This window comes from Protofrankia sp. CiP3 (assembly GCF_917627345.1).
Classification (GTDB): Bacteria; Actinomycetota; Actinomycetes; order Frankiales; family Frankiaceae; genus Protofrankia.
Genome location: NZ_CAKJTM010000011.1, coordinates 1 through 510, shown reverse-complemented (window position 1 = coordinate 510; position 510 = coordinate 1). Strand labels below are relative to the sequence as shown.

Genomic DNA, 510 nt, shown 5'->3' with positions numbered 1-510 from the left:
TTCTCCGGGGCCGTCCCGTTTCCCGTGGCCGCCCCACGTGTCGTGGATCGTGCGGCGGAAGGGGTTGCGCCGGGGGGTCCGAGCCGGGTCGATCCATCCCGGTGGGATCCATTCGGGGATGCCGTCGCCACCGAACTGGATCTCCCAGTCGCTATGATGTGACAGGCGGTGATGCCGGCCGCATACCAGCGTGAGGTTGTCCAGGGCGGTACGACCCCCCTGTGACCATTCGATCACGTGGTGGGCTTCGCACCAGCCCGACGGCCGGTCACAGCCCGGGAAGGAACAACAGCGGTCCCGGACGGCCAGCGCCCGGCGCAGGCCGGGGGGCACGACCCGCTGGCTGCGACCCACATCCAACGGCACCCCGGCAGGGCCGAGCAGAACCCGGGTGATCTCAGCGTCGCAGCGCAGCCGGGCCAGGACCGCAGCGGGTAACGGAAGGCCCCAGCTGGTCTGCGCGGGCGCCGCGCCGGGTTCCCCGAGGAACGCGGACAGCGGCGCCAGCAC

1 protein-coding gene is annotated in these 510 nt (G+C 72.0%); it reads right to left on the bottom strand.

Annotation, left to right across the window (positions count from 1 at the left end; genetic code table 11):
* The coding region (locus tag MJ797_RS06375) for an HNH endonuclease signature motif containing protein (RefSeq protein WP_239332767.1) at window positions 1-510 on the bottom strand (510 nt) is incomplete at both ends.